This is a genomic window from Empedobacter sp. GD03739 (genome assembly GCF_029843245.1).
Lineage (GTDB): Bacteria > Bacteroidota > Bacteroidia > Flavobacteriales > Weeksellaceae > Empedobacter > Empedobacter falsenii_B.
Genome location: NZ_JAOCHX010000018.1, coordinates 36,457 through 59,993, shown reverse-complemented (window position 1 = coordinate 59,993; position 23,537 = coordinate 36,457). Strand labels below are relative to the sequence as shown.

At 31.4% G+C, this 23,537-nt stretch carries 26 protein-coding genes and 4 tRNA genes; 10 read left to right on the top strand and 20 right to left on the bottom strand.

Going from position 1 to position 23,537, the window contains the following annotated elements:
• Positions 1-115: 115 nt before the first annotated feature.
• The gene (locus N5E64_RS07815; RefSeq protein WP_114999882.1) at positions 116-589 is read left to right on the top strand and encodes a DUF962 domain-containing protein; all 474 of its coding nucleotides are present in this window, start codon (positions 116-118) and stop codon (positions 587-589) included.
• Position 590: 1 nt separating this feature from the next.
• Here the strand turns inward: N5E64_RS07815 and N5E64_RS07810 are convergent, their stop codons facing one another.
• From N5E64_RS07810 to N5E64_RS07795, 4 genes are all read right to left on the bottom strand, one after another.
• Positions 591-1,658 carry an SGNH/GDSL hydrolase family protein gene (locus tag N5E64_RS07810; protein ID WP_280036859.1) on the bottom strand — a complete coding sequence of 356 codons (1,068 nt, stop codon included), beginning with the start codon at positions 1,656-1,658 and terminating at the stop codon, positions 591-593.
• A gap of 87 nt (positions 1,659-1,745) precedes the next feature.
• Positions 1,746-3,173 (bottom strand): adenylosuccinate lyase, encoded by a 1,428-nt coding sequence (gene purB, locus N5E64_RS07805; protein WP_280036858.1) that lies wholly within the window; start codon positions 3,171-3,173, stop codon positions 1,746-1,748.
• Positions 3,174-3,194: 21 nt separating this feature from the next.
• Entirely contained in the window at positions 3,195-4,049 is an 855-nt protein-coding gene (locus tag N5E64_RS07800) for a fructosamine kinase family protein (protein ID WP_280036857.1), read from the bottom strand.
• Positions 4,050-4,107: 58 nt separating this feature from the next.
• Positions 4,108-5,397: an adenylosuccinate synthase gene (locus N5E64_RS07795; protein WP_280036855.1), complete on the bottom strand. Its 1,290-nt coding sequence runs from the start codon at positions 5,395-5,397 to the stop codon at positions 4,108-4,110.
• 229 nt (positions 5,398-5,626) lie between these two features.
• Between N5E64_RS07795 and N5E64_RS07790 the strand changes: the two genes are divergently transcribed.
• A complete protein-coding gene (locus N5E64_RS07790; protein WP_125349082.1) occupies positions 5,627-6,316 on the top strand; it encodes a DsbA family oxidoreductase in 690 nt (229 codons plus the stop codon).
• A gap of 60 nt (positions 6,317-6,376) precedes the next feature.
• Positions 6,377-6,730: a TonB-dependent receptor domain-containing protein gene (locus tag N5E64_RS07785; protein ID WP_280036853.1), complete on the top strand. Its 354-nt coding sequence runs from the start codon at positions 6,377-6,379 to the stop codon at positions 6,728-6,730.
• 49 nt (positions 6,731-6,779) lie between these two features.
• On the opposite strand, the gene N5E64_RS07780 is transcribed toward N5E64_RS07785, so the two are convergent.
• The 6 genes from N5E64_RS07780 to N5E64_RS07755 all read right to left on the bottom strand — a co-directional run bounded on the left by N5E64_RS07780 (position 6,780) and on the right by N5E64_RS07755 (position 12,677).
• Positions 6,780-7,397 carry an N-acetylmuramoyl-L-alanine amidase gene (locus N5E64_RS07780; protein WP_280036852.1) on the bottom strand — a complete coding sequence of 206 codons (618 nt, stop codon included), beginning with the start codon at positions 7,395-7,397 and terminating at the stop codon, positions 6,780-6,782.
• A gap of 80 nt (positions 7,398-7,477) precedes the next feature.
• Positions 7,478-8,806 (bottom strand): DUF58 domain-containing protein, encoded by a 1,329-nt coding sequence (locus N5E64_RS07775; protein WP_219034682.1) that lies wholly within the window; start codon positions 8,804-8,806, stop codon positions 7,478-7,480.
• A complete protein-coding gene (locus N5E64_RS07770) occupies positions 8,806-9,792 on the bottom strand; it encodes a MoxR family ATPase (RefSeq protein WP_219034683.1) in 987 nt (328 codons plus the stop codon). The genes N5E64_RS07775 and N5E64_RS07770 overlap by 1 nt, the downstream gene beginning before the upstream one ends.
• Positions 9,792-11,036 carry a hypothetical protein gene (locus N5E64_RS07765; protein WP_280036850.1) on the bottom strand — a complete coding sequence of 415 codons (1,245 nt, stop codon included), beginning with the start codon at positions 11,034-11,036 and terminating at the stop codon, positions 9,792-9,794. Before N5E64_RS07765 ends, N5E64_RS07770 begins: the two co-directional genes overlap by 1 nt.
• Entirely contained in the window at positions 11,033-11,695 is a 663-nt protein-coding gene (locus N5E64_RS07760; RefSeq protein WP_280036848.1) for a hypothetical protein, read from the bottom strand. The genes N5E64_RS07765 and N5E64_RS07760 overlap by 4 nt, the downstream gene beginning before the upstream one ends.
• The gene (locus N5E64_RS07755; RefSeq protein ID WP_280036846.1) at positions 11,682-12,677 is read right to left on the bottom strand and encodes a stage II sporulation protein M; all 996 of its coding nucleotides are present in this window, start codon (positions 12,675-12,677) and stop codon (positions 11,682-11,684) included. Before N5E64_RS07755 ends, N5E64_RS07760 begins: the two co-directional genes overlap by 14 nt.
• A gap of 29 nt (positions 12,678-12,706) precedes the next feature.
• Between N5E64_RS07755 and N5E64_RS07750 the strand changes: the two genes are divergently transcribed.
• Both N5E64_RS07750 and N5E64_RS07745 read left to right on the top strand, forming a co-directional pair.
• Positions 12,707-13,429 (top strand): RDD family protein, encoded by a 723-nt coding sequence (locus tag N5E64_RS07750; protein ID WP_114999751.1) that lies wholly within the window; start codon positions 12,707-12,709, stop codon positions 13,427-13,429.
• Between the two features lie 20 nt (positions 13,430-13,449).
• The gene (locus tag N5E64_RS07745; protein ID WP_280036844.1) at positions 13,450-13,830 is read left to right on the top strand and encodes a YchJ family protein; all 381 of its coding nucleotides are present in this window, start codon (positions 13,450-13,452) and stop codon (positions 13,828-13,830) included.
• Between the two features lie 310 nt (positions 13,831-14,140).
• On the opposite strand, the gene N5E64_RS07740 is transcribed toward N5E64_RS07745, so the two are convergent.
• The 3 genes from N5E64_RS07740 to N5E64_RS07730 are packed head-to-tail and all read right to left on the bottom strand — an operon-like array spanning position 14,141 to position 16,287.
• Positions 14,141-14,854 (bottom strand): nucleotidyltransferase family protein, encoded by a 714-nt coding sequence (locus N5E64_RS07740; RefSeq protein ID WP_280036843.1) that lies wholly within the window; start codon positions 14,852-14,854, stop codon positions 14,141-14,143.
• Position 14,855: 1 nt separating this feature from the next.
• Positions 14,856-15,278: an RNase adapter RapZ gene (locus tag N5E64_RS07735; protein ID WP_280036842.1), complete on the bottom strand. Its 423-nt coding sequence runs from the start codon at positions 15,276-15,278 to the stop codon at positions 14,856-14,858.
• Positions 15,271-16,287 carry an aminoglycoside phosphotransferase family protein gene (locus N5E64_RS07730; protein ID WP_219034690.1) on the bottom strand — a complete coding sequence of 339 codons (1,017 nt, stop codon included), beginning with the start codon at positions 16,285-16,287 and terminating at the stop codon, positions 15,271-15,273. The genes N5E64_RS07735 and N5E64_RS07730 overlap by 8 nt, the downstream gene beginning before the upstream one ends.
• A 105-nt stretch (positions 16,288-16,392) precedes the next feature.
• Here N5E64_RS07730 and N5E64_RS07725 point away from each other — a divergent pair, with 105 nt between their 5' ends.
• Positions 16,393-16,857 carry a hypothetical protein gene (locus N5E64_RS07725; protein ID WP_147279970.1) on the top strand — a complete coding sequence of 155 codons (465 nt, stop codon included), beginning with the start codon at positions 16,393-16,395 and terminating at the stop codon, positions 16,855-16,857.
• Positions 16,858-16,933: 76 nt separating this feature from the next.
• Positions 16,934-17,569 carry an NAD(P)H-dependent oxidoreductase gene (locus N5E64_RS07720; RefSeq protein ID WP_114999737.1) on the top strand — a complete coding sequence of 212 codons (636 nt, stop codon included), beginning with the start codon at positions 16,934-16,936 and terminating at the stop codon, positions 17,567-17,569.
• A gap of 48 nt (positions 17,570-17,617) precedes the next feature.
• Here N5E64_RS07720 and N5E64_RS07715 read toward each other — a convergent pair whose 3' ends face one another.
• From N5E64_RS07715 to N5E64_RS07685, 7 genes are all read right to left on the bottom strand, one after another.
• Entirely contained in the window at positions 17,618-19,264 is a 1,647-nt protein-coding gene (locus N5E64_RS07715; protein ID WP_125349098.1) for a dipeptidyl-peptidase 3 family protein, read from the bottom strand.
• 261 nt (positions 19,265-19,525) lie between these two features.
• Positions 19,526-19,601: transfer RNA gene (locus tag N5E64_RS07710), tRNA-His, on the bottom strand.
• A gap of 42 nt (positions 19,602-19,643) precedes the next feature.
• Positions 19,644-19,719: transfer RNA gene (locus N5E64_RS07705), tRNA-His, on the bottom strand.
• Between the two features lie 41 nt (positions 19,720-19,760).
• Positions 19,761-19,836: transfer RNA gene (locus tag N5E64_RS07700), tRNA-His, on the bottom strand.
• Positions 19,837-19,954: 118 nt separating this feature from the next.
• Entirely contained in the window at positions 19,955-20,656 is a 702-nt protein-coding gene (bshB1, locus tag N5E64_RS07695) for a bacillithiol biosynthesis deacetylase BshB1 (protein ID WP_125349099.1), read from the bottom strand.
• A gap of 3 nt (positions 20,657-20,659) precedes the next feature.
• Entirely contained in the window at positions 20,660-21,253 is a 594-nt protein-coding gene (locus N5E64_RS07690) for a glutathione peroxidase (protein WP_181816287.1), read from the bottom strand.
• A gap of 563 nt (positions 21,254-21,816) precedes the next feature.
• Entirely contained in the window at positions 21,817-22,530 is a 714-nt protein-coding gene (locus N5E64_RS07685; protein WP_280036837.1) for a helix-turn-helix domain-containing protein, read from the bottom strand.
• Positions 22,531-22,634: 104 nt separating this feature from the next.
• On the opposite strand from N5E64_RS07685, the gene N5E64_RS07680 reads away from it, so the two are divergent.
• The 3 genes from N5E64_RS07680 to N5E64_RS07670 all read left to right on the top strand — a co-directional run bounded on the left by N5E64_RS07680 (position 22,635) and on the right by N5E64_RS07670 (position 23,535).
• A complete protein-coding gene (locus N5E64_RS07680) occupies positions 22,635-22,832 on the top strand; it encodes a hypothetical protein (protein WP_280036834.1) in 198 nt (65 codons plus the stop codon).
• Between the two features lie 31 nt (positions 22,833-22,863).
• Positions 22,864-23,214 carry a hypothetical protein gene (locus N5E64_RS07675; protein ID WP_280036833.1) on the top strand — a complete coding sequence of 117 codons (351 nt, stop codon included), beginning with the start codon at positions 22,864-22,866 and terminating at the stop codon, positions 23,212-23,214.
• Between the two features lie 216 nt (positions 23,215-23,430).
• A tRNA-OTHER gene (locus N5E64_RS07670) sits at positions 23,431-23,535 on the top strand.
• Positions 23,536-23,537 lie beyond the last annotated feature (2 nt).

The following is a 23,537-nucleotide window of genomic DNA, read 5'->3' as shown; positions in this document are numbered from 1 at the left end:
TTTTTGGTATAATCAGTTTTTGTGGTGGAAATAATTAAAGGTATTAAAATATTTTAACGATTAGATTTTATAATTTATTCAAATTCAACCTATATTTAAGTTAAAATCATCCAATATGAGAAAAATAGAACAACTTTTTAGTGAATATGGAGAAAGTCATCAAAATGGAACAAACAAAACCATTCATTGGATATGTGTTCCATTAATCTTTTGGACGATTCTTGGGTTTATTTCCTACATTCCAACGCTGCATTTGTATGTTCAGAACTTTGGTTATATCAGTATAGCTTCAATCATTGCATTGGTTATTGTTTCAATATTTTATTTTAGATTATCGGTTGTCGTTGGTTTCATTATGATTTTTTTGATGTTGATTATGGAATATTTTATTTCGTTGTGCAATCTTCAATTCGGTTCAAAATCTTGGTTAGTTTATCTGGTAGTATTTATTATCACGTGGATTTTACAATTTGTAGGTCACAAAATAGAAGGGAAAAAGCCAAGTTTTCTCAAAGATTTACAATTTTTGTTGGTTGGACCTATTTGGTTGTTAGGTTTTATTTTGAGAAAAGTTGGTATAAAGTATTGAATTATTTCTTACTCAAAATCTCATTTACTTTTTTCTCAATAGCTTCTGATAATCTGCTAAAACCTAAATCATTTGGATGAATTCCGTCTGTAGATCCTTCGTTATCCGAACCGATTAAATTATCACCTTTCAATAAATACAAATCTTTTATACCATCTTTTATCAATGCATCGTATTGGGCGCGATAGGTTTGATTTTGTCTTGTCATATCTTCGTGAGCTGTTAAATCAAATTTACTCATTGGTCGAATCAAGCTTTCTACCATCAAGATTGGCGTCTTTGGATGATATTTTCGGAGTAATTTGACGAACGGAATTGTTCTACTTTTGATTTCTTCGGGCGAACTATTCGGAACACAATCCAAGATAAACAAATCAACCCCTTGAATATCTTTGATCATTTCAGCTAATTCAATTTCAATTTTTGCATTTCCACTCAAACCAAGATTAATGAATTCATAACCTGTTTTTCGTGTTAAAATTGATGGATAATTCATTCCAGGACGACTTGCCGAAGCACCTTGCACAATGCTTGAACCATAAACTACTACTTTCTTTTTATACGCAATCGGTTGATTGATAAAACTAGCAGAAGCATCAATTCCTATTTTTAAATCTGTAATTTCGTTCCAAAGTGGCAAATAAAGCATGAATTCCTTTTCTGCCTTTGATAAATTCTTGACGATATCATATTCACTTTTGATATTTTGTTGATTTGGTAAAGCTGCACCTGCAAAAATCCACTTTCCGTTTTCTTTGATATACAAGTCCAACCCACGCGCCATAATTCCAGTTGTATTCGCGCCCAAATAAGTAGAACGAGTTGTCCAATCCAGTTTTATTTGTGAAGTATTCGATTTGAATGTAACATATAATCCAGCGGGAGCAGTAAACAAACCTTTTACTTTTTCAGGAAGATTTGCGTATTTGTTGGTATCGATTCTATGGTAAAAAGGTGTATTATCAAAGGCTTTTCCTTGTACAATAAATTCTTTGTTCGTGATATATTTGATTTGTCCAACTACGTGAAAAGAACAAATAAGTGCAAAAAACAGAAAGAATTTTCTCATTGGTTATAATTGATTAAAGGTTAAAATTAAAAAAAGACTTCCAATTCGGAAGTCTTTTTTTGTTTCATGTGTTTGTCTTAAGCGTGTTTACACTTTAAGGTCTGTATGAGCGCCTAAAAGTGTTTTATTTTCTTCGATAATTGGATCAACCAAATCTTTTAAGAATTCTTCTGTTTGTTCAGAAGCAAATCCTGTAAAGTTTTTCGGATCTAATAATTCGACTAATTTTTCTTTATCAATTTTCACATTATCATCGGCAATGATACGTTCAATTAAATCGTTAGATTTTCCTTCCATTTTCACTTGTTTTGCAGCTTCCATAGAATGTGTACGGATAATTTCGTGTAATTCTTGACGATCTCCACCATTTTTAACACCTTCCATAATAATATATTCGGTTGCCATAAATGGTAATTCTTCCGCGATATGTTTCTCGATGATTTTAGGATAAACGACTAAACCATCTAAAATATTGTTCCAAATGATTAAAATTGCATCAATCGCTAAAAATGCTTGAGGTACTGCTAAGCGTTTGTTGGCAGAATCGTCTAATGTTCTTTCGAACCATTGTGTAGAAGCAACCATTGCAGGAGAAGTTGCCAAAGACATCACGTATTTCGCTAATGAAGCGATACGTTCTGAACGCATAGGATTGCGTTTGTATGCCATTGCAGAAGATCCAATTTGATTTTTTTCGAAAGGTTCTTCAATCTCTTTTAAATTTTGTAATAAACGTAAGTCGTTTGTAAATTTATGTGCAGATTGTGCAATGTTTGATAATAATTCTAATGCTTGTGCATCTATTTTACGATCGTACGTTTGTCCTGAAACTGCAAAAACATTTTTGAATCCGAAACGTTCAGATAATTTTTTGTCTAATGTTTTTACTTTTTGGTAATCTCCATCAAATAACTCTTTGAAAGAAGCCGCTGTTCCAGTTGTTCCTTTTACACCGCGAAAACGTAACGTATCTATTCTGAATTCTAATTCTTCTAAATCTAATAAAACAGATTGTAACCAAAGTGTTGCACGTTTTCCAACAGTTGTTAATTGTGCTGGTTGGAAATGCGTAAATCCTAAAGTTGGCAAATCTTTGTATTGACGCGCAAATTTCGCTAAACCATCAATCACATTGATTAATTGTCCTTTTACATGTTGAAATCCATCACGAATCTGAATCAAATCTGTGTTATCGCCAACAAAAGCTGAAGTTGCACCTAAGTGAATAATCGCTTTTGCGCTTGGTGCAACATCTCCGTACGTGTGCACGTGAGCCATTACATCATGACGAAATTTCTTTTCGTAAGCCGCAGCAACATCATAATCAATATTTGTTGCGTTATCTTTTAACTCTTGAATTTGTTCGTCTGTAATATCTAATCCAAGTTCCTTTTCAATTTCTGCCAAAGCAATCCATAGCTGTCTCCATGTTGTAAATTTTTTCTCAGGAGAAAAGATATATAGCATTTCGTCGCTACAATATCTCGATTCTAAAGGATTTTGATACTTGTTCATTGTATTTGTTTGTTTTGTTTTTTAAAATTTTTTCAAAATGGTTTGCACATCTTTCACATAATAACCTTCGAAAAGGTAAGCGTGTATCAGCAATGGAAATAATTGTGCAATCGGTAAACGCTCTTCGAAATTTGGTGCTAAAGGATTATTTTCGTGATAAGCATCAAAAAATACATCATCAAATCCTCCGAAAAGCTTTGCAATAGCCAAATCCATTTCGCGATGACCATAATAAATTGCAGGATCTATAACCGAGAATTCGCCTTTTTTATTGGCTAAAATATTTCCATTCCAAAAATCTCCGTGCAATAAAGCAGGTTTTTCTTCTGGAAATATCGAATTCAATTGTTTACATAAATTCTCTGCAGATTTTATTTGTTTTGAATTGATTAATTGTTTGTTTTGCAATAGTTTCATCATTGGCATGATGCGATTTTTTGCATAAAATTCGCTCCAAGAATCTGTTAAACTATTTGGTTGAACGACAATTGCAATGTAATTATCTTCTGACCAACCAAATTGTTTACTAGTATTTTGATGAAGTTTTGCTAAATTTTTTCCTAAGTTTTCCCAATTTACAACAGTTGGAGTAGAGGTTTCCATCCATTCTAATAATAAATATTGAAAATCTTTTCCAGCTTCGCCAACATTTACCACTTTCGGAACCGAAAATGTTTTGGTCTTTTTGATGGTTTCTAAAGCACGTGCTTCTTTCTTGAAAAGATGAGGAAAGTTGTTTGCGGAATTTACCTTTAAAAAATATTTTTTATCAAACGATTCTAATCGAAAAGCATCGTTAATATCACCACCTTTTATTGGGACGATAGAATCTATACCTAAATTCAATTGTTTTAATCGTTCTAAAATTTCGTTCATAAAAATATCTCATAAAGTTATAGCCCAACAAAAAAGTCAGGCTATACTATTTAATTTATTAAAATAAAGTTGTTCTAATAATGTTTTGAGAACGCTCTGGTCCAACCGAAACTAAATAAACTTCGATTCCTAAGTATTTCTCAATATAGTGGATGTAGTCTTGCGCTGTCTTCGGTAACTCATCAAAAGATTTTACGTTCGTAATATCTTCTTTCCATCCTGGTAATTCGTCGTATTGCGCTTCGTAATCAGCTAATTTAGTTGTAGAAGAAGTAAAATAATCAATGATTTTTCCGTCTTCTGTTTTGTAACCTGTACAAACTTTTACTGTATCAATATTCGACATTACATCTAATTTAGTAATTACTAAATGTGTAATTCCATTAATCATACAAGCGTGTTTCAATGCAACTAAATCTAACCAACCTGTGCGGCGTGGACGACCTGTTGACGCTCCGAATTCGTGACCAACTTGACGAATTTGTTCTCCTAATTCGTTGTCCAATTCTGTTGGGAAAGGACCGTTACCAACGCGTGTACAATATGCTTTCGAAACTCCAATCAAATTTTTCAATTTTGTAGGAGGAACTCCAGCACCAACACAAACTCCACCTGTTGTTGGAGAAGATGATGTAACGAATGGATATGTACCAAAATCGATGTCTAACATTAATGCTTGAGCACCTTCGAATAATACATTTTTACCTTCGTCAATTGCGTGGTTAATTTCTAACTCAGAATCTAAGATACGTTCTTTCAAACGCTCACCATAAGCTAAATATTTTTCGTAAATGTCTTCGAATTTTAATGGTTCTTTATTGAATAATTTTTCGAATAAAGCATTTTTAACCACTAAATTTTCTTTGATTTTTTCTGCTAAAACTTCAGGATTTAATAAATCAATTGCACGAATACCAACACGAGCTACTTTATCCTCATAACAAGGACCAATTCCGCGTTTTGTTGTACCAATTTGACTATCTTTTCCTGCAAATTCTTCACGATATTCGTCTAACAAAATGTGATAAGGCATGATGATATGCGCTCTTCTCGAGATAAAAACGTGATCTGTAGATAAACCTTTTGCTTCTAATTGTTCAGTTTCTGCAAAAAAAGCTTCAGGATTTACTACGACACCATTCGCAATAATACATTTTCCTTTGCATTGTAAAACTCCAGAAGGTAATAAGTGTAAGACAAATTTATCATCGCCTACATATACCGTATGACCAGCGTTGTTACCACCTTGGTAGCGTACAACATAATCCGATTTTTCGGCTAATACATCTGTAATTTTTCCTTTTCCCTCGTCACCCCATTGAAGACCGACTACTACGTGTGTTGACATATTGTTTGTTCGTTATTTGTTTTGGAATAAAAATGAAACTAATCATCTTTTCTTGGTTCACTGCAAAGGTAATTTAAACCTTGTCTTAAACAAATTTAAAACTCAATTTAGCACGATTATTTTTCAAGATTTTGTTAATAATTTTTCAAGATTAAATTAACCGAAAAATAACCGAATCCATTCAAATAAAAAGCGTATTTTTACAAACTTTTACACCAAAAATTTCCATATGAAAATTGAAATCTGGTCGGATGTAATGTGTCCGTTCTGTTACATCGGAAAAAAACATTTTGAACAAGCTCTAACGCAAATTCCTTATCAAGATAAAATACAGGTTGAATGGAAAAGTTTTCAGTTAAATCCTGATTTATCAAAAACTGAAATTACTTCTGTGAATGATTATTTGATCGAAGCAAAAGGAATTTCGGAAGAACAAGTTTCGGCAATGAATAATCAATTGGCTGAAATGGGAAAAGCTGTTGGAATTGATTTTCAACAACAAAATTCTAAAGTTGTCAATACAGGAGATGCTCATCGATTGATTCATTTTGCGCAAGCGAATGGAAAAGGTTCGGAAGCAGAAGAAAGACTTTTTAAAGCGTATTTTACTGAAGGTAAAAATGTAGCTGATTATGAAGTTTTGGCTGAATTGGGTGAAGAAATTGGTTTGAACAAAACCGAAGTTCTCGAAATGCTAAATTCTGATGCAAATGTTTTTGAAGTTGCTTCGGATATTTTAGATGCACGTAATATTGGTGTTTCTGGCGTTCCGTTTTTCGTAATTGACCGTAAATATGCACTTTCTGGTGCTCAACCAGTCGAGTATTTCGTTTCTGCTTTGACACAAGCTTACGAAAAAGATCATTTGGACCAACCACAAAATGGTGCTTCTTGTGATGTAGACGGAAATTGTGATTAATACAATTTGCAAATAAATATAGAAAAGGACTTCAATTGAAGTCCTTTTTTTCGTTTTATATTGATTGATAATTTTCTAAAAATTGTACAATTTTTTCTGCTAATTGATTTTTATGAAAAGCACTTTTCAAAGTTTTATATTCAATATCAGTCAACAGAAGATCATTCGTTCAATTTTAATTTTGGGCGAAGAATTCAACGACCAGCTTTTTGGGAATTAAATCCAAATAAATGGTATAGTAATCCTATTTCTTACACAGAAGGAAATCCTTTTATGCAACCAGCTTTTGTGTATAATTTCGAGTTAAGTTATGGATTCAAAGATTATTTACAAGCAAAAGTTTATTATCAAAATATACAAGATGATTTTGGTCAAATTGCCTTTCATCAAGAACAAGAATTGGATGGAAAATAGAGAAAAAACAAAAAATCTCAGAGCAAAATACTCTGAGATTTTTTTATGTCTAATTCTTCAATGCTTCAAAAATTTTATCTGCTATTTTAGGGTAATTACTTTCGTTTGTTAATATTTTTCGGTCATCGTCATTTGTCAAATAACCGATTTCAATCATAATAATTGGAACTTGTGAATCTCGTAATATTTTCGAATTTGTTTCAACAATTCCTAAGTTTTCAAAACCTAAAGAACTTATACTTGTTCCAATTTTTTCGCCAAGTATTTTACATTCTTCGAAAGTAGGATTCAATGGAGAAAGGTGAATTTCTGTTCCTTTTTTCGAATCTTTTACATTATAATTTGCGTGGATTGATAAAACCAAATCAGGTTTTATTTCATTAATCATTTTCGCACGACTTGTATTGATGATTTGTTCGTCACCTTTTCTCAATAATACAAAGTCAACATCTGTAAAAGGATTTTTTTGTTGAATAATTTCTGCAATTTTCAGCGCAATATCTTTTTCCTGAAATTCATCTTTTTTTACACCAGTATCTGTTCCTCCGTGTCCAGCGTCCAAAAGGATTACGCGCTTTGTAGAAGATGTTTTATTTTTGATAAAATTTGTTTGCGCAAAAAGACCTGTTGTTAATATTAAACAAAAGATCTGAAATAGTTTTTTCATGGGTTGTTCAGATTAAATTGACCAACTTTAAGCAATAATTGTGCTTTTTTTTCTAAATAATTGGTTAAATAAATCTTTTTTTAAAATAAACCTCGCGCTTTTATCTCTAAATATTTATTGATTAAGTTAATAGACAATTCTTGTGGTTCGCAATAAATGGTTAAAATCCCAAATTGATGCAAACGATTTATGATTAATTCTTTGTCGTAATTAAACTTTTCGGCAATTGTTTGATCGTAAATATCAGTAGTAGTCTTTGCTTTCTGATGATTAAGTTTTTTCAATTCCGAATTTTTAAATAGAATCAAAACGACAACATGCGATTTTTTAATCAATTTTAGATAAGGTAATTGACGTTCCAAACCATCAATTGTTTCAAAATTGGTATAAATAAATAAAAGCGATCGTTGCGTTAATTTTCGTTTGATATAGGCATACAATTGTCCAAAATCACTTTCCAAAAAATCAGTTTGTACATTGTATAATTTCTCCAAAATCAATTGCATTTGATGATTTTTTCTATCCGCAACAACGTGATCTTGAATTCTTTTATTAAATGTTATTAAACCTGCTTTTTCATTTTTTTGAAGTGAAATATTTGCGACAACTAAGCTAGAATTGATTGAATAATCCAACAATTTTAAACCATCAAAAGGCATTCGCATCGTTCTCCCTAAGTCAATTAACGAATAAACAGGCTGCGATTTTTCTTCCTGAAATTGATTGACCATCAGTCGATTTGCTTTTGCCGTTGCTTTCCAATTGATTAAACGATATTCGTCACCAATCGTATAATTTTTTATATTTTCAAATTCTGTATTTGTTCCAATTTTTCGAATCCTTTTCATTCCAAATTGATTCTGTAACTGAGCGGTAGAATATAATTGAAACTGTTTTAATTGCAAATAAGAAGGATAACAAGCAATCGAAATTGGTTCGTTTATTTTGATCTTTTTCTCAATCAATCCAAAAACAGAAATAAATACATTTGTTAATCCAAATTTATATGAACCTCGTTCTGTTGGTCGAATTTTGAAATCAAATTTAGTATTTTGACTACTTTTAAATCGTTTTCTAAACTGAAAATCTCTTAATTGTAATTGAACAGGAAACTCTTCTATAATCCTTACATTTAGAGGGAATTGATAATGATTTGTTACGAAAAGTTCCAATTCATTTTCATCACCATTTGAAAGTCGTTCTGGATAATTTCGAAGAACTTCAATGGAAGTTTTAGGAATATAAACCAAAAATATTTCGACAATAACACTGACGATAAAGACAAGTGTCAAAATCTTTGCAATAATGTAAATAGGAGATAGAAAAAATGCAATCACATAACAAAATGCAATGAATAATCCCGCATAAAAAAAGCGATTGGTAAGAAATAAGCTTCTGAAAAATTTCATTAACGAGGAATTTCTACGCGATCAATAATTTGCTGAATAATATGTTGTGTTGTAAAACCTTCCATCTCTTTTTCAGGAACCATCACAACGCGGTGTCCCAAAATTGTATGCGCAATTTGCTTGATATCTTCTGGAATCACAAAATCGCGTCCATTCACCGCTGCATTTGATTTTGCAGCATCTAAAATCGCGATAGAAGCACGTGGCGATGCACCCATATACAAGGTTTGATCGATTCTGGTTTGATGAACAATTGTCGCAATATACGTAATCAACGCTTCGTGTACGAAAACTGATTTTATGCGATCTTGGAACTCAATAATTTCATTTCCTGAAATTACTTTTTCTACCAACGTTTCTTTGTCAATATTCTTGCGTTCTTGTTGTTCTTTCAATAATTCAATTTCACTTTCTAACGAAGGATATTTGACATAAATCTTAAACATAAAACGATCCAATTGCGCTTCAGGTAAGCGATATGTTCCTTCTTGTTCAATTGGATTTTGAGTTGCAAAAACCAAAAAAGGAGCTTGCAAAGGATAAGTTGTTCCATCAACTGTTACTTGTCTTTCTGACATCGATTCGAATAAAGCCGCTTGAGTTTTTGCAGGCGAACGGTTAATCTCATCAATTAAAATAATATTCGAAAAAATTGGTCCTTTTTTGAACTCAAATTCATTGATTTTAGAATTTAAAATAGACGTTCCAATCACATCAGAAGGCATTAAATCTGGCGTAAACTGAATTCTACTAAAACCAGAATCTATCGTTTTTGCCAACAATTTTGCCATCATTGTTTTGGCAACTCCAGGCAAACCTTCTATCAGAGAATGTCCGTTAGAAAGCAAAGCCAAAATTAATTGATCGATAATATCATCTTGTCCGACAATTACCTTTTTCAATTCATTTTTTACAGTTTGCATTTTATGTTGTACATCCGAAAAATCGACTCTATTTTCGAATGGTTGATATGTATTTTCGCTCATTAGATATTTGCTTTTTGTTTATAGTTTTCGATGATTTGATACACAATTTTCAAATCGTGTTCATTTGGTTGATTTTTTTGATAAATATTTTTCAGAATCGTGAATTTTTCAAGACATTCTTCTTGGCTCAAATTTGCTTTTTGTGCAACAATTTCAATGAATTGTTTGTTTGTAATATCGTCTGTTTCGATTAAAAATGTTTTTCTCAATTTGTATAAAAAATAATCGATTTTCTTTGAAACAATGTCTTTTACTTCGCCATTTTCTTGGTATAAAGAGGAAATTGTCTTAGCAAATTCGACGGTATGATTTTCTTCTTTGGTATAAATTGGAATGATGCGTTGTTCGCGTTTGCTTCTAAAAATTAAAAAGAAGAAAAGTAAAACCAATAACGTAATCCAAGCAGCTTTTAGAGCTGGTTCGCTCATTATGAAACGCATCATTGATGAACTTCCTGCATAAGTTTTCGAGGTATTGTACCAAAAAATAGTTTTCCCTTTCAGTGGTTCTAAAACTGATTTAGCATAGAAATAACTGTCTTCATTTAACAAATAATAATTGGTAAAATAAATCGGTTCTGCGTGATATAAATAATAACCTTTATAATTTTTTGGTTTGATTTTTAAATAATTTGGGTAAGCCTTATCTTTATAAGTAATTGTTCCAAGAATTTCAGAATCACTTGTGATGTCGCTAAAATAATGATGTTCGATTTCTTTTTTCTTCTTTATTTTGAACAATTTATTTGTTCTAAGCTCAAAATGATCATTAATATTTATTGTCTGATTGTACAAGATATTCTCTTCAGATTCCGTAGAATCAGTTGTTGGCGTATCTGTAGAATACGTTTCTTCGTTAATATCTTCTTTTCCATTTGTGTCATCACCAAAATTGTCATAATAATCTGCAATCATCACAATTCCACCATTTTCGGCAATTTTGCTCAATAAATTTTTAGAAACTGTATCAAAATAAATTTCAGAACCGAGCACAACAACTGCATAATCTTTTGCTTTTTTAGGATCAATTTTTAATTCAGAAAGTTTTTCCAAATCTTTCATTTTCCCATTAGATAACTTCCCAAGTTCTTCGTGCATAATAAATAATCCGTACGGATCTTTACTATTTTGATAAAGGCTTACATTCCATGATTTAGGAAGCTTATAACGAAGTTTTGAGAAAGAAAATATAAAAATTCCGATCAATAAAATAGCGCCTAATAGAATACCTAATTTCTTTTTCATGAGGCTAAATATTGGTTAAACTGATTGAAATTTGTCTTGAATTCGTGGTATTTATTTTCATCAATTTTAAATTCTCCAAACCAAACTTGATTGAAAATTTTAGTATTTTGATTGAATAAAATCTTTGATTTTTCGTCTTTTATTTGATTGATAAATTGTTGATTTGTTTTCTTCGGATCCCATTCAATCCAACCTTTTTTATCTAAATTTTGTAGATTTTGATAATGCAAATAACGAATTGCTAAAGCAAAATTTTGTTCTGTTTCTGCTTTATTGATTAATGAATTCAAATTAACTTCGGCTAAATTTTCTTCGATAAAATCAAAATCAGATTCGTCATATAATTTTTTCGAATTTCGTTTAAGAATTCCACCATTTTTGTAAATACGTGTGGCAAGAAAAATTAAGAATAATCCAATTACAAAATAGAAAATGATTTCCCAAGGTAAATAAGAGAGAAATCTAAAAATACCTTCGATTATTTTTGAGAAAAAGCCAGGTTCGAATTCTTTTTTAGGTTTTGGAACATCATTATAATCAAATTCTTTTCCAGCATATTTTTCTTTGAATGCTTTAAATTCTGCTGTTTTTTCTTGTGCAAAAACAACGAATTGAATTAATAATAATGTAAATGTAAAAAATAGTCTAAATTGTTTCATTCGATTCTAAAGTTTGATTGAACGAAAAAGTTTTTTGTCTATTTTTTTGAATCGGATAAATGATGTAATACCAAATAATTAAGATTAATGAAAGGATTATTACCAATAAACTCAATACAATATTAACATCATATAAACGCGTAATAAAACCTTCGATAAATCCAGCTATAATAAACATTGGAACAGTGCTTAATAAAATCATTACCGCTTCTTTTGCTTTGATTGTGAGTGATTTTTTTCGCGATAAAGTTTTTGGAAACATAAAGCCATTTCCAAGCATTAATCCGCAAGCTCCAGCAATAATAATCACCGAAATTTCGATTGTTCCATGCATCCAAATTGCTGACATTGCCTTTCCCAAAAAGCCTTCTTTGAAAAACATATAATGAAATGCACCTAACATAATTCCGTTCGAAAATAGAATATATCCTGATCCAATACTGAAAAATAATCCTAATGTAAAAGCAAAAAAAGCAACACGAATATTGTTGATGGTTATAGCTAATGTAGAACCAGTCTGACTTCCTGATTTGTAAATTGCTGCAGGATCACCTTTTTTGATGTTCATTAACGTTTCGTCTACATATTGATTTCCTAAAATTAATCGTGTAAAATCTGGATCGAAATGCGATGATAAAACGCCAATTAAAACCGCTAAGGCAAAAATTAAGAATGAATACAACAACATTTTGTGATTTTTGTAGACTACATTTGGCACATCTTCTTTGAAAAATTGCACAAATTGATTCCCAGAAGTTCGTTGATCTTTGTAAATTGACTGATGCGCAAATAAAGCTAACTCGTTCAAATAATCTTTTGTCTTACTTTTTGGGTAATAAGTTTGAGCAAACGCTAAATCATTTGTAATTTCGATGTAGTTTTTTGCTAAAATATCTGGATGAACATCAATTTTATTTTTCAAATTATGTTCAATATCAGACCATTTCGCCTTATTTTTATCAATAAAATGCGCTTCTCTCATAGTAGAGTAGTTGTTAGTGAACCAAATATATGAATAAACTTTTAGTCAATACACCACAAAACGTGCAAATTGCTTATAATATTGCGCCACTCGGAAAACGTTTACTTGCTTATATTATTGATATGATTATCCGGATCGTATTAGTTTACGGCATGTCTTATTTTTCGGAGTTTATTCCGAATAGAGACGAATGGTTTCGAATGGGAATTTATAGTATAATAGGTTTTATATTTTTACTTTATCCATTGATTTTAGAGATTTTGATGAAAGGGCAAACTGTTGGAAAATGGATCATGAAGATTCGTGTAATAAGAATGGATGGAAACCGTGCCAATAATTTCGATTATTTCTTACGTTGGGTGATTGGAATTGTAGAATTATTTTTATTTACTGGACTTATCGCGTTGATTACAATGATTATTAATAAAAATGGTCAACGTTTAGGCGATATTGTGGCAAATACATGTTTGATTGATTTGAATCCGAAATTAGATTTATCACAAACCATTTTTGCTGAAGTTTCTGAAACTTATAAAATTCGTTTTCCTGAAGTTTATCGCTTGTCTGATCGTGATATTAATATTGTAAAAGAGAATTTTACGTCTGCATTGCACAATAATAATTATGATATTTTATTAAAATTAACGCGAAAACTAGAGGAAATAATGGAGGTGAAAAGTGATGGTTTAGGAAATATTGATTTTATTCAAGTGGTGATTCAAGATCATTATCATTACCACAAAGACAAGTAAATAGTATCTTTGCAAAAAATATGAATAAAATGAATTGTCCTTGTTGTTCTGGAAAAGAATATGCAACTTGTTGCGAACTTTTTCATTTGAATAAAGAATTGCCAAAAACTACCGAAGAGTTGATGCGTTCTCGTTATGCTGCTTTTGCAATGGTTTTGCCTGAATATTTAGTTGATACAACACATTCTTCTACACAAAAAGATAATGATTTTAGCGATATCGAAGATTGGGCAAAATCGAATAAATGGTTGAAGTTAGAAATTGTTTTTGCAAAAGCTAATAAAGTTCGATTTAGAGCTTATTACCAAGACAAACAAGGTGAGATCTACGAACATGACGAACTTTCTACATTTGTGCAAGAGAATGGCAAATGGTTTTATGTAGATGGAGAGTTTTATTGATTTTTTTTGAGTAATTACATTTACAATTCCTTCAATTTATCCTGAATTTCTGTATCATAAATTTCTAAAAATACTTCATCATAAGCATCTTGATTTTTATAATTATTTCTGATTAAATCTAAACTTTTATTGTAATTTACTTTAGCTGAATCTTTCCAACTTTATTTTTGAAAGAAAAGTAAAGTATTGAAGCGAGAATTATCACTACAAGAATAGTTAAATAGATAAAATAATTGATGTATTTCATTCGGTCTAAGATATATAAACTTTTTGCATAAAAAAACTCAATTCATCGAATTGAGTTTTTGATTTATTTAAAAAAGTTTTCAGCTTCTGTTACGCTTTCTGGTCGACCAACATCGATTAAAATTCCGCCAGAATGGTCAAAACCAAGAATTGATTCAGTTTGCATTAAATCCATATAGACTTTCATGATCGAAAACTTACCTTTCTCCGTAATTTTATCAAATAGAGCAGGAGAAATAACATGAATTCCGCTAAAAGCCAAATCTTTGCAATTGTCTAAGGAATCTACAGCTTTTATTTCTTCTTCAGTTTTCAGATTTCGCCAACCTTTTAATTCATTTTGTTCATTGAAAAATAGTTTACGAGATGAATTTCTATCCGAAACTGCCAACGTTACTAACGCTTTGTTTTCTTGATGTGCTTTGATAAATTTAGCAAGATTTAGATCTGTTAAAATGTCCACATTCATCACCAAAAAATCTTCCTCGAAATTAGCTTTTGCTTTAACCAAACCACCACCAGTTTCAAGAACTTGATCTGTTTCATCTGAAATAGTAATTTCAATTCCGAAATAATTATTATCTTCTAAAAACTCAATGATTTGATCTGCAAAATGATGCACGTTAATCACGATTTCATTAATTCCGAAAGATTTCAAATATTCTATATTTCGTTGCAAAAGAGGTTTTCCATTTACAACTGCTAAAGCTTTGGGATGGTTGTCAGTAAATGGTTTTAAACGAGTCCCAAGACCCGCTGCAAAAATCATTGCTTTCATATTAATACGCCTCGTTTATCCAATTTTTTTCTTCTTGCACAATATGATGTAACGTAACTTGCGCTTCTGGAAATTTCTCTTGAATATGTTTTGCAGTCGCATCAGCAGAATAAACTGATCGATGTTGTCCGCCTGTGCAACCAAAATTAATTTCTAAATTCTCGAAACCTCGTTGCAAATAATCTTCGATCGAAATGTCAATAATTTGAAAAACACCTTCTAAAAAAACTGCAATTTTAGTTTCTGTTTCCAAGTATTTTTTAACCTCTTCGTCGCGCCCTGTTTGTGTTTTATATGCCTGAATTCGACCTGGATTTAGAATTCCACGACAATCAAAAACGAAACCACCACCATTTCCAGTTGGATCGGTTGGAATTCCTTTTTTATACGAAAAACTACGAACGTTGATGTTTAATTTAGCCATTTATTTTATGATTTATGCGTTCTAACGTTTCTGGAAGAACAAGGATTTTTATAATATGTTTTAATTCTGGATAATTTTGTAATATAGGATAATCGATTATTGATTCTAAGTTTTTAAGCCCAAACGAAATACTTTCTAAAAAGTGTTTTTTACGTTCAATAATTCCTCTCAAACCATAGGTTCCTAAAACTTGTAAAAGTCGAGCAACTACACAATATTCGTACGATTGACGAAAATCTATTGGAACTAAAGTTGGAATTTGTTTGGTTAATTCTTGGTAATAAAATTCGTATAATTCTTTTTTAAATTCAAATGGTAAATTGGCTTTTGCTTGCCAAATTAACGAAACCAAATCATAGACAACAGGTCCATATAAACCGCCTTGATAATCGATAAAATAAGGTTCGTTTTGATGAATCATAATGTTGCGCGTTTGGAAATCTCTGAACACAAAACCTTGTGGCGAAAGTTTATCAAATTGAGACGCAAAACGATCAAAATCTTTGATTAATTTTCCTGCATTGTAATCAATTCCTAAGACATCTAAAAAGTAAAAATTAAACTGAAATAAATCTCTTAAAATTAATGTTTTATCTAATTTTGGATACGAAAAAGTATGATTAAAATCGATTTTAGTTGCACCTTGAATTTGAGCAATTGCTAATTTTTCTAATGTCTTAAAATAATAAGGTTTTGCTTTTTCGAAATCATTCAAGACAATATTCATCAGTGTTTCGTCTCCTAAATCTGTTTGAACATAGGTTGCAAAATCTTCTGAAACTGAAACAATTTCTGGAATATTATTGATGACTTTTTTTAAATCTAAAGAGAACTGAATAAATACTTTATTTTCTTCAATATTAGAGCTTTCAGCCAAAATATACGACTGATTTTGATCAAAAAATCTCGAATATACTCGAGCTGAACCTCCTCCTGAAAGTTGAGTTAAACTTTCAATTGCTTTTTGAGTAAAGTTTTCTTGCAAAAATTGAGCTGTAGTATCGTTCATCAGAATATTTTGCGAAAGTTACGCATATCAAAAATGATTTAAAAATATTTGTTTGCTGTAACTTTTTTCAAAATGCTGCATCTATTTAGTAAAAGAGAAACTAATATGAAAAAAATAGCACTTATTATCGCAATGATTTCGTTACAATCATGTATTACAGTAAAAGTTAATGCAGATGTTGATTCGAATAATTTTTATAGAAAAGTGGATAATCCAAATATCAAATCGCAAGGAACTTTTTTTGACAAAGGAGTGGGGGATTCGAAATGGTCGAATTCGAATGGTGATAATTGGACAAAAGCGAAGTTTGAAGATGCTTCTGGAACGAGTTATATCAAGCTAAATGTTTCGAAAAGTTTAACTGCTAATTTTCATTCGAATATTAAATTAGAAGGCGAAATGATTTTTGAAATTGTCGATCAAAATAATGAAGTTGTGTTTAATCGTCAACTTACAAATTCGAAAGAAGAAAATTTTACAGTTGATTTAGCAAAAGGTGATTATCAAGTTCGTTGGAATTCTACGAATGCAACAGGAAGTTATTTTTTGGAATGGAAACAAGATAAATAACATAAATTTTAGCATATTTTTTGGTCGATCGATTACTTTTTTGATGTATTTTTAGAAAGATTTTAAATAAGTAATTATGTCTTTAATAGATGATTTGAAATGGCGTTACGCTACAAAAAAATATGATCCGTCTTTAATTGTTGAAGAAGAAGACGTTAAAAAAATTGTTGAAGCAGCTCGTTTAGCACCAACTTCATCAGGTTTGCAACAGTTCAGAATTTTAGTTATTAAAAATAAAGAATTGCAACAAAAAATTGTTCCAATTGCCTATGATCAGCAAGCGATTGTAGATTGTTCGCATTTATTGGTTTTTGTAGCTTGGGATCGTTATACAGAAGATCGTATTGATGCAATTTACGATTATACAACGGATGAGAGAGATTTGCCAAGAGGTCGTTTTGGTTCGTATACAGATAAATTGAAAGGAATTTATTTGCCTCAAACTTCTGAAGAAAATTTTGCACATACAGCTCGTCAAGCATACATTGGATTAGGTTTTGCTCTTGCTCAAGCAGCAGAATTGAAAATTGATAGTACGCCAATGGAAGGTTTTGATAATGCTGAATTGGATGATTTGCTTGATTTGAAAGAAAAAGGAATGCGAAGCGTTTTAATGCTTCCTTTGGGATACAGAGACAGTGAAGATTGGCTAGCGCCAATGAAAAAAGTTAGAAATCCGATGAAGGATTTTGCTACGAAATTATATGAATAACAAAAAAGCTTTCTCAATTTTGAGAAAGCTTTTTTATTGAATCTATTTTTACAATCCCAACATTTTTGGACCTTGTTCAAAAACAACATCAACTGGAATGTTTTTTGTTTTCAAGACATCTAAATCTTTTTGTAAATCGTCGTGAATAATTCCTTTATCAGCATATAATTTTTTTACACCATCATAATCTCCATTTCCTTGAAGTGTCAAAATTAATTCTGATAAACCATTCATTGCTTTTTCCATTTTAGCTACATTTACTCTGTAACGTCCATTTGTAGTTTTTTCGAAAGCTCCATTTTCAGCAAAATAGTTAAACGCAATCATGTTTGCTTGTCCGTGTGCAGAACTTGCTCCAAAACGAACTGAACGTAAGATTCCAGCCAAGAAAGTCACAAAATAATCTTCTTGTGTTCCTGTCAATTCACCTTTTTTCAACAATTGATTCACCATATACAAACCAAGAATATCAGCTTTTCCTTCTTCTAAAGCTGAATTAGCTTCTTTTAAAGCATCGCGGACAGAACCTTTTTCATTTACTGTATTTTTGATTCCTAAACCATGCGCCACTTCGTGAAACATCACATTAGAAAAGAATGCATCAAATTTGATGTTTTTCTGTTGGCTTTCATCAATCAAAGCAGTTGCAATTGGGGCAAGAATTTTATCAAATTTCGCTTTCATAGCATTTTTTAATTGCAAACGGCGCGTTCCTTTTTCTAGTTGAACTTTTTCATCATTTGGTAAATTAATCGCAATTGTTTTTCCAGCAGCGTTACAATCTCCCGCATAATACACCACATCATACGCATTAAGATCCGAATCAGTTCCAGGAATTTCTTTTTTGTAATTTGCAGAAACAGGTAAATTCTTCTGTAATTCTGGTAAATATTGAACGAATTTTGCCAATTTTTTCGACCATTCAATATCTTTTACTAAAATATATGCAGAATATGAAGTTTTATATCCAAACAATTGATCTTCGTAATTTTCAATCGGACCAACCACCATATCAATATTTGCATTTTTCATATCCATCCAAGCCAAATCACTTGCATAAAAATCATCGCTTATCAAAGCTGCAGCACGTAATTTTAAATATTTTTTAAGCCCAGCATCTTCTGCTAATTCTGATGCTTTTGTTAAATATTCAGCGGCTTTTGATAATTGATTTTTGAAATTTTCGTGGTATGGAATCGAATATAATTTTCCTTCACGATTACGACGAATAATTGAGTAAGGAGATTTACCATCTTTGATATTTGCTTGTTCAAATTCCTCTTTCGTCATATCAATTGGATAGAAAGTTGCACCAGCAGGTTTTGCTCCAATACCGTTTATAAAAGGCGTTTCGTTATTCAATCTATCCCAAGGACCGTAGTTTATTTTTGCATATTCTTTGGCTTCACCTTTCGTTTCGTCCATCAAATCTATTTTAGCACCATAAGCTTGTTGCCAAAATAAATCGTCCATAATATCTGCCGTTTTGAACATCAAACGTAAAATCTCTTTTTCGTTTTTTGTTAAATGCGAAATATCTGTTGTTAATGGAACTTGAGCATAATATTGAAAAGCGTAATCTTTTGTCATTTCTATTGAGGTTTGAGTTGATTCTGCTGCTGTTTTTTGAGTTGAACAAGAGCTTAAAACTCCAGCAAAAGCAATCATTCCTAAGAATATTGATGATTTTTTCATTTTGAATGTTTTGGTAAATTTACAACGAAGAATCAAACTAAAAATCATTCTTATTTTTTTTATCCATAAAAATATAATTTAAAATAACCAAGAATCCTGACTCCTAATCCAAAAATTAAAAAGCTTTAGAATGCAATTGTAAGAAGTTAGAGATAGAGCTTTTTTCTTATTCAGATTATCACAAATTTTTGCATTGCTCCCAAGTTTTGATATTAATTCAATAAAAAAATCTCAACTTCTATTGAAATTGAGATTTAATGTGGGTGAATGATGGGTCTCGAACCCACGACCTCCGGAACCACAATCCGGCGCTCTAACCAACTGAGCTACAATCACCATTTGGTTTGAATTTTTTTTGAAACTAATTCTAAAGTTTTTAGGGTGAATGATGGGTCTCGAACCCACGACCTCCGGAACCACAATCCGGCGCTCTAACCAACTGAGCTACAATCACCATTTGGTTTGAATTTCTTTTGAAACTAATTCTAAAGTTTTAGGGTGAATGATGGGTCTCGAACCCACGACCTCCGGAACCACAATCCGGCGCTCTAACCAACTGAGCTACAATCACCATTTTTATTGCGAAATTAACTTTTATTTAATCTCTCAATTGGACTGCAAATATAGCCTATTAATCGGTACTTGCAAATAATTTTGACAAAAAAATAAAGGTTTTTTACACCTTTATTTCTAAATTAAAGAATCTAAATTATTTACGCCAATATAACTTCGCGAAATAAATCCTTCTCCACCTTCAGTTCCGATTAATCTTCCTAAATCATATGCACGATATCGGATAGAATCTGTAAAATTCTTCGATGAAATTGGTGTTTGAGGTTCGCTCGAATTTGGATCAAAAAATTGCGTTTTATACGCCATGCAAGCTTCCACTTTTGTATCAACAAAACCAGAAATATCAATTACAAAATGAGGTTCTAAAGGCAACCATTGAATGTAGTGGAAGTGCTTTTTTGGACGCCAAGCTGGTAATCCATTATCAATTTTTGGTAAACCCGATAAGAAAATAGCAGTATTCACTAAATCTGAACCTTTTCCATGATCTGGATGGCGATCGTGAGGTGCATTACTCAAAATAATATCAGGTTGATATTTGCGAATGATTTCGACAATTTTCAATTGATTTTCTTTATCATTCAAGAAAAAACCATCAGGAATTCCAAGATTTTCTCTTACAGCAACTCCCAAAATGTTTTTGGCATCATTTGCTTCTACACGGCGCGTTTCATCAGTACCACGAGTTCCCAATTCTCCTTTTGTTAAATCGAGAATACCAACTGTTTTACCGTTTTTAATTTCTTTTGCAAGTGTTCCTCCACATCCCAATTCTACGTCATCAGGATGAGCTCCAATTGCAAGAATATCTAACTTCATTTACTATTTATTTAACCAATCTATTATTTCTTTTGAATCTGGAGTTACTTTTGATGGATAAGAAGCCTCTAAAGTTCCGTCTTCGTTAATCAAAAATTTCGTAAAATTCCATTTTACATCATTATCAGATTTTCCGTTCAATGATTTTTTTGTTAAGAATTTGAAAATTTCATTTTGATTTTTTCCAATTACATCACTTTTTGACATCAAAGGAAAAGTTACGCCATAATTTAATTTACAAAAACTTGCAATTTCTTCATTGTTGTCAAATTCCTGACCTCCAAAATTGTCTGAAGGAAATCCAACAATAACTAAACCTTGATCTTTATATTCTTGATACAATTTTTCTAAAGCATCATATTGAGGTGTGTAACCACATTTTGAAGCTGTGTTAAGAATTAAGATTTTCTTTCCTTTCAAATCCGCGAAATTAAAATCGTCATCATTGATATCTTTGAATGTATAATCGTAAATTTTGTTCACTTTTTGAGGTGTTTTTGTTGTTTGATGAATGGTTTGCTTTTTAGAAACTTTCTTAGTTTCTTGCGCATTACAAGCTATAAATAGCCCTAAAAATCCGATGAATAAATATTTCATTGCGTACTATTTTAAACAAATTTAAAAAAAATGTTATGATTTGTAAGTTAAATACCCCCATATATAACAAAAGTCCGTAAATAAAAAAACGATTTTTAGCTTGAAAGCCTTTGTACATGCAGTATAAAGGCTTTTTTCATGTTTAAATGAATAAAATTAGAAATGCCCGATTGTACCTTATACTTCTCTTTTACTTCCTGTAAAACCAAAATAAAAGCCCAGATCTAAAAAGAACTGGGCTTTTTACTTCTTATTACTACATATAGCCTTATAAATAGGGCTTTTGCTGATGTATGGACCTGATAAACAAAGTTGTCTTTAAAGGCTTTTTAAAAAGGTTTTAAAGAACTTGTAAAATGCCCAAAATAGCCCTTATTTACATAATGGGTCGCCTTATGGGTCGCCTAATGGGTCGCCTCAACGATGTAAAAAAACACTCTCAACTATATGTGTTAATTGTAAAAAAATACGTTAAAACGCAAAAAAAAGATATATAGCAACCCCGATAATGCAGTTAAAACAATTGTTTTCAGCTTTGAAACCTGCATAAACAAAGGGTTTTATTAGTTGTGAATGCGTATAGACGCTCTAACCAGTGCAATTGCGGCTATTTGTTTTATCTCGATGTCCATTGGTGGGTGGTGTTGATTTTGACTTACAAGACGCAAATATTCTGGTCCTAATTCTGATTTTTGAACAAACTTGATTGTCTTGTATGTGCTGGTTTCGTCAATTTTGATTGATAGTAGATAGATCTCTCCATAAAAAATACTATTTGGTTCTAAGGCGATGCGTTTATACGCGATTAGATCTCCTGCCTTTAACAAAGGATACATTGAATCCCCAGTTGCAGATGTTGCCCCGTCGCAACTTGGTAAATTAGGAATTGAGATAAAGTCTATGATCTTGTCCTCGTCTACTCCGTTATCATTAATCATAGGAACCAAACCCATTGTCGCATCTAAATTAAATACAGGTACTTGTTGTACTGGGTATATTTTGTCTGCTGTTTTTCGATAAGATCTGGCAGGTTCTGCAATCATGTTTTTTTGATTGTGTTCTTTTAACATATTGCCTTCACCAGTAAGAAGCCAGTTCGCGTCAATATCTTCACAATTTGTGATTATTTTTAAGTAATCTATAGAGTTCCTGTTGTACCAATTTGATAAAGTATTTGGCTTAATACCTAAATGTTTAGCAAATTCGGCATCACTTTCAAATTTATAATATTCTCTTATTTTCCTAAGAATCAACTTGTTATCAATTATTATTCCCAAAATGTGATTTTTTATTTGTTTATATTCCCAAACTGTGTATATATTTGCAATATCAAATTATAAGTAATAATGCGATATAAAAACATATTAACAAATGTAAAGATATGAAAAAGATTAAGCCGCCTTTAGGTTCGATGAAAATTCTCGCTGAAGAATTTCAAGTGTCAAGAGCTACAGTAGATCAAGCATTGGCATTTTACAATAACTCGCCTACTGCACAAGCTATACGCGTGAGAGCATTGGAAATAATGAGAGATGAATTGAGAGAGACAGAGGAAATAATGAAACAAATACAACTATAATATGAAAACAAAAACTATTTACGTGTTCGATATGGAACAGAATACTATCGTAAAGATTAGTAAAAAAGCAAGAAAACATGCAAAAAAAATAATTAATAAACGAGAGTTAGAGGCACGAATTGTTGCTAATGTAGAAAAAGCAGAAGCATTTGATGCTTATATGGCAAATAAAATTATGTCTGACAAGATGGAAGAAAAACGCCCTGTAGTTGTGAACTTAGAGCGTTTGGTAGGAAATCTAAATGTAGTTATTGATTCAAAGCCCTCTTTAGATAATCCTTATGAACCTGTAGTTGCTCCATTAAATCACCAATTTGAGAAACTTCATGATCTAATTCGTGAGACTCTTCTGAAAGCTGTACATCAGGCAAAACCTGAATAAACTTTTCCAGAACTTCAAAATAATGGTCAGGTTCAATAATATTTTTCTGAAGCAAAAGGATTTCTAACACATATAAGCGGTTAGATAACATTAATAAATCATTCATAATTAAATTTTTAAGTGAGATTTCAAATTTAATGAATTATCCCGACAGGAAGGCACTCACGTTCGAGCCGTGAGCGGGAACAACGTTTTTTGTGTTTATGTATTGAAGGTTCCCTTATAGCTCAGCGGTTAGAGTATTGCATTTTCCTTGTTCGTCTGAAACACGTATAAGAAGCGAGGTTGCAAAGGTCATCGGTTCGAATCCGATTAAGGGATCA

What these genes read in the sequence shown, in the direction of transcription:
- N5E64_RS07745 (WP_280036844.1), top strand. Translation starts at nt 13,450, where the DNA reads ATGAATAAAATGAATTGTCCTTGTTGTTCTGGAAAAGAATATGCAACT.
- N5E64_RS07760 (WP_280036848.1), bottom strand. Translation starts at nt 11,695, where the DNA reads ATGAAACAATTTAGACTATTTTTTACATTTACATTATTATTAATTCAA.
- N5E64_RS07810 (WP_280036859.1), bottom strand. Translation starts at nt 1,658, where the DNA reads ATGAGAAAATTCTTTCTGTTTTTTGCACTTATTTGTTCTTTTCACGTA.
- N5E64_RS07720 (WP_114999737.1), top strand. Translation starts at nt 16,934, where the DNA reads ATGTCTTTAATAGATGATTTGAAATGGCGTTACGCTACAAAAAAATAT.
- N5E64_RS07715 (WP_125349098.1), bottom strand. Translation starts at nt 19,264, where the DNA reads ATGAAAAAATCATCAATATTCTTAGGAATGATTGCTTTTGCTGGAGTT.
- N5E64_RS07795 (WP_280036855.1), bottom strand. Translation starts at nt 5,397, where the DNA reads ATGTCAACACACGTAGTAGTCGGTCTTCAATGGGGTGACGAGGGAAAA.
- N5E64_RS07675 (WP_280036833.1), top strand. Translation starts at nt 22,864, where the DNA reads ATGGAACAGAATACTATCGTAAAGATTAGTAAAAAAGCAAGAAAACAT.
- N5E64_RS07815 (WP_114999882.1), top strand. Translation starts at nt 116, where the DNA reads ATGAGAAAAATAGAACAACTTTTTAGTGAATATGGAGAAAGTCATCAA.
- N5E64_RS07735 (WP_280036842.1), bottom strand. Translation starts at nt 15,278, where the DNA reads ATGGCTAAATTAAACATCAACGTTCGTAGTTTTTCGTATAAAAAAGGA.
- N5E64_RS07790 (WP_125349082.1), top strand. Translation starts at nt 5,627, where the DNA reads ATGAAAATTGAAATCTGGTCGGATGTAATGTGTCCGTTCTGTTACATC.
- N5E64_RS07750 (WP_114999751.1), top strand. Translation starts at nt 12,707, where the DNA reads ATGAATAAACTTTTAGTCAATACACCACAAAACGTGCAAATTGCTTAT.
- N5E64_RS07755 (WP_280036846.1), bottom strand. Translation starts at nt 12,677, where the DNA reads ATGAGAGAAGCGCATTTTATTGATAAAAATAAGGCGAAATGGTCTGAT.
- N5E64_RS07680 (WP_280036834.1), top strand. Translation starts at nt 22,635, where the DNA reads ATGAAAAAGATTAAGCCGCCTTTAGGTTCGATGAAAATTCTCGCTGAA.
- N5E64_RS07775 (WP_219034682.1), bottom strand. Translation starts at nt 8,806, where the DNA reads ATGAAATTTTTCAGAAGCTTATTTCTTACCAATCGCTTTTTTTATGCG.
- N5E64_RS07690 (WP_181816287.1), bottom strand. Translation starts at nt 21,253, where the DNA reads ATGAAATATTTATTCATCGGATTTTTAGGGCTATTTATAGCTTGTAAT.
- N5E64_RS07780 (WP_280036852.1), bottom strand. Translation starts at nt 7,397, where the DNA reads ATGAAAAAACTATTTCAGATCTTTTGTTTAATATTAACAACAGGTCTT.
- N5E64_RS07740 (WP_280036843.1), bottom strand. Translation starts at nt 14,854, where the DNA reads ATGAAAGCAATGATTTTTGCAGCGGGTCTTGGGACTCGTTTAAAACCA.
- purB (WP_280036858.1), bottom strand. Translation starts at nt 3,173, where the DNA reads ATGAACAAGTATCAAAATCCTTTAGAATCGAGATATTGTAGCGACGAA.
- bshB1 (WP_125349099.1), bottom strand. Translation starts at nt 20,656, where the DNA reads ATGAAGTTAGATATTCTTGCAATTGGAGCTCATCCTGATGACGTAGAA.
- N5E64_RS07800 (WP_280036857.1), bottom strand. Translation starts at nt 4,049, where the DNA reads ATGAACGAAATTTTAGAACGATTAAAACAATTGAATTTAGGTATAGAT.
- N5E64_RS07730 (WP_219034690.1), bottom strand. Translation starts at nt 16,287, where the DNA reads ATGAACGATACTACAGCTCAATTTTTGCAAGAAAACTTTACTCAAAAA.
- N5E64_RS07725 (WP_147279970.1), top strand. Translation starts at nt 16,393, where the DNA reads ATGAAAAAAATAGCACTTATTATCGCAATGATTTCGTTACAATCATGT.
- N5E64_RS07765 (WP_280036850.1), bottom strand. Translation starts at nt 11,036, where the DNA reads ATGAAAAAGAAATTAGGTATTCTATTAGGCGCTATTTTATTGATCGGA.
- N5E64_RS07770 (WP_219034683.1), bottom strand. Translation starts at nt 9,792, where the DNA reads ATGAGCGAAAATACATATCAACCATTCGAAAATAGAGTCGATTTTTCG.